2 protein-coding genes are annotated in these 4,201 nt (G+C 37.8%); both read right to left on the bottom strand.

Going from position 1 to position 4,201, the window contains the following annotated elements; translation table 11 throughout:
* Nucleotides 1–3,155, bottom strand: a 3,155-nt coding sequence (locus PHV30_08260; GenBank protein MDD5457010.1) for a hypothetical protein, incomplete at its 3' end; no start/stop codon positions are given.
* Nucleotides 3,156–3,271: 116 nt separating this feature from the next.
* On the bottom strand, nucleotides 3,272–4,201 hold a 930-nt coding region (locus PHV30_08255), incomplete at its 5' end, for a hypothetical protein (GenBank protein ID MDD5457009.1).

Here is a 4,201-nt window from a genome sequence, read left to right as displayed (position 1 = left end):
TTTTCCTCCGTATGTTTACTTTTTTTCTTCCTCTTTTTTTCTACAATTAATGCAGGTTTTGGCTTGGCCACTTCAGCAGGTTTCGGTTCGTTCTGGTTTTTTTCTGGAGCTTTGTATAATCCTGCGTCTGTCATTTTTTTAATCGCAGCTCTTTCCAGTTCTGCGATTTCTTCCTGTTCTGTCTTGGGCTGTGGTTTAGGAGCAGTTTTTTCTTCTGAGGGTGTTTTTTTAGGTTTATTTTTTTCCGCCAGATAATTTTTTCGGCCTTCAATGATCCGGTTTTTTAATTCGCTGTAATCTTCAGGTTTTATTTTACCGTTTAGTGTTTCCAGCATTTCCAGGGCATTGGTATATCTGTCTTTTTTGACCAATTCTTCAATTTTTTCTTTTTGTTTTTGTACAAACCTGGCTTGTTTTTCAGAAATAGCGGTTTTTTCCGCTGTTTGTTCTTCTATTTGTTTTTGTCTGGATTTTTCTATTGATTCTATTTTTTTAGAAACAGCGTTATACAACTGTTCAGGTATCAACTGTTTGATGCCTGCCAGTTTTTCACGGGCCTCGCTGAATTTATGGCTGTTTATCAAATCGGCAATTTCTTTTTTGGACTCATTTACTTGTTGTTCCTGCCGGTCTTTTTCTTTTTTTTGCGCGATATAGGTTCTCTGGCCTTTTATAATTCCTTCTCTGGTCTCCTTGTAATAACTTTCAGATACTTTAGATTTTGAATTTTCAAGTACTTTCAGCGCTATATTGAATTTTTCTTCGGACATCAGGCTATTGATCTTCACTGTTAAATTTGTTTCAAATTCTTTCTTTTTGTTGACTTCAGCCTGCTTTTTCTGTTGTTCAAGTTGAGTTGCCTTATTTTGGTCGGATGTTCTTTTCGCCTCGAGAACTGTTTGTCTGGTTCCAGTGTAAAAATTTTCCGAAACTTTTGTTTGGGAGCTTTTCAGCAATTCCAGCGCCGGATTAAATTTTTCTTCGGATATCAGACTATTGATTTTTGTCGTTAAACCGGTTTCGAATTCTTTCTTTTTAATAATCTCCGCTTGTTTATTTTGTTCAGCCAATTTTTCTGCTTTTTGTCTTGCTTCCTCAGCGGCTTGTTTTTTCGTATCAATAGCGGGGTGAGGGGGTGCCATTACCTGTTCTTCAGGAATTTGCGTAATATAGGGTGTTACCGATTCCCCGGCTTTTTTTTGCGGCTTATCAACAATTACCTGGTTTTGCACTGCGCGCTGGGGTTCAGCCGGAGAGTTGCCTTTGAATATTTGAAATTGCTGGGCTTCAGCTTCGCTTATCGGTTTCTTATTAACCATTTTTTGCAGTAAAACAAATTCTGGGTCGTATTTATTTTGTTCGATATTGGTTTTAAGGTTGCCAAGTCCTTCCAGAACTGTTTTGGACGGATCCAACAGATCAGCTACTTTCAATTTGATCCGATAGCTTTTGGCAAATTTTACAATTGCTCTAACATCTTCAGGGTTCTTCTGGATTTCCGCGATGTCCCTATTAACTTTGCCCAGTGTTTCATCTTTGTTTTTTCTGGCTTCGAGTTTTTGTTGAATGGCTGTTTTTAGCTGTTCGCTTATATCAGGACTGCTTAAATTGACAGTGGTTTGTTTTCTATCATAAGCCGTCAAGACCGAATGCAGATCCTTTTCCAAATCAGCTATCCTGCTTTTGATTTCTTCTTGATTGGGGTGGATCCTTGACAGCTCAGTTAAACTTTCGTGTATAGCGTATAAATGTCCGGCAGATATAGCGCTGTTTATCTTTTTTTCCTGTTCATAAATTTTTGCGGCTACATTTTTTATTTCATTTATTATTTTTAAAGAGGTCGCTGATTTGAATGTAAATGAATTAAGGTTATTTATAAAAGCCTGTATATTGGTTTTGCTGAGATCAGGGAATTTTTCCAGGAGCTGTTTGACCTTATTTAATTCTTCAGCATTTCCGTAATTTTCGATAAGGTTTTGTCTGGTTTTCTGTAATTCTTTAATTTTGCTATCAAAATCCAGAGCGCTCAGATTTTTTTTCAGGTTTTCTATGGTTTCCTTCTGAACAGCATCGGTTTTTGACTTAAGTTCTTTAAAAGCAATAACCGCCATCAAGACATGTTTGCCTTTAAATGTGTTATTATTGATAGCTTCCAAAAGCTCTTTTTTAAACTGAAACTCAATATTTTTGGCTACTGCCCACTGCAAAAATTGGCCGCATTCATTTTTAAGAATGCTTTTAAATTTCTTTAGTTCTTCGATTATTTTAATTAATTCTTCTTCAGAAAAACTTTCCGTATCCCTGTCCATGTCCAAATTCAATATATATTCTGAGTTTTTACAAATTTCCTGAAATTTGTAGGCGGAATTTAAAATGTTCAGATCATCTGTTTGACCGCTGATCTTCAGATTTTTCAAGTCTTTGGACAATTCTTCAATTGATACATTTGATTTTTGCAGTTTATTTTTGATTTCCTTTATCGCTGCTTTTGACCCTTCAAGGTTTTGGATATCTCTTTCGGTTTGTTTAATGCTGTTTAATCCCTGTTGCCAGGGGCCAAGTTCTGTTTGTAGTGATGCTATCAGACCGGAGGTTTTTAGTTGTTCATAGGTTTCACGTTCGTTTACTAACTGGGAATAACTTTTTTTTAATTCGGAGTTCACTAAATTTAATCCAAGTCTGTCATTTTTACTTCGGATAAGATTTTCTACACCTCCCAGTTTATACTGCAAACTTCCTTTGCCCGAATTCAGAATAAGTAAAGCTAAAGACATTTTTATAAGTTTTTTGCAGATATCAATGTTCGCGGTTGTTTCCGAAATTCTGAAATAGTGTTTAATATCCCGGTTAACCCGGTGTTCATGTCTGTCCAGATAATCATGCAACGTCTTTTGGACGAGGCCATATGCCTGCCGAATGTCCAGTTTTTCAGTTAATTTGCTGTAATTTCCGCTGTAATAAAGATTGCCCAGGGTGTCCAGCAGTCCGGGGGCGTCTTCTCCGCTTACATATCCGGAGGATGAAAGCAGCGCGGTCATGGCCTGGGCCAGCTGTTTGGCATCATTTTCAGGTAGTATCACCGAGCCCGAGGATTTCTCCAAATCTACTTTTAATTTTTCCCCGCTAGCCTGAAAGCCGTAAGTCTGAATGTTCATTTTTACCCCTCGTGTACGTTTTATTAAATATATCGTAAAGATTTCATGATAAATTCATTTTTTTTGGTAAAAACCACGATTTTTTCACAGGTTTCAATTTGTTGTGAAACAGCAATCTATTCATCTTTATCCATTGCTTCCATCAAAGTTTGGAATAACGTTTTGCCCTGTTTTTTAACTGGAGGAGTTGTTAAAGGTGGAACAGATGTTTCCGGATTATTAACTGGTTGATTTGTACCTTTATTCATTTTTTTCCCTTCTTTCCTTGGTGTTTTTGGCGATTCCTCACGCTTTTCAGGTGGTGCTACCAGTGGTGCAGGCAATAGAGCAGCTTCCGGCTTGACTGGTAGCTGATCTTTTTGTTTTTGTTTGAGCTCTGTTTCTTTAGTTGTTATCAGAGCTTTTAATTCATCGTTTTGTTTCCGGGATAAATTAACCTTGATTTCATCAAGTAGTTTGTTGGCTTTGCTAACATTTTCTTGAGTAATATTTTCAGGTAGTAACAGCGTTTCAATCTCTTGTTTTTTGGTTTGGAAATACTTCATTTGTTCTTCACAGATATCCTTTTTTATAATTTCATAAGTAGCTTTTAGTAATACCTCATTTTTCTTTAGTTCATCTAAAGCTTTATTAAATTCAAAATTCTTCATCAGGTCCAAAATAGTTGTTGTTGCCTGAGCAATTTTTTCTGTATCTGGTTGTGGTGTTGCTGGCTTTTCAGCTGCAGCGGCCGGCTGTGGCCGTTCTGGAGCTGGGGATGGTGCAGGTGGAGCAGCGGGAGCGGGTGAGATGGGTGTCTCGATCGGTGGTGTTTTAGGCTGTAGAACAGGTGGCTGTATTGGCACTGCAGGTATTGGCGTAACTTGAGGTGATTCAGCAAGTGGTTCTTTAGGTTGAGGCGCCACTGCTGGTGGTTTTACCTCAGGTCCTGCCTGCGCTTCAGGTTTGCTGGCTGCAAGCTGATCTGTAGTGATTATTTGCCCAACCCGCAGTTTGTGAATATTGAACTCCTTTTGTTTTTTTGCTATTTCTTTCAGTTTTAGTCT

This window comes from Candidatus Margulisiibacteriota bacterium (genome assembly GCA_028715625.1).
In the GTDB taxonomy this organism is placed as follows: domain Bacteria; phylum Margulisbacteria; class Riflemargulisbacteria; order GWF2-35-9; family GWF2-35-9; genus JAQURL01.
This window is presented reverse-complemented; position numbering and strand designations above follow the sequence as displayed.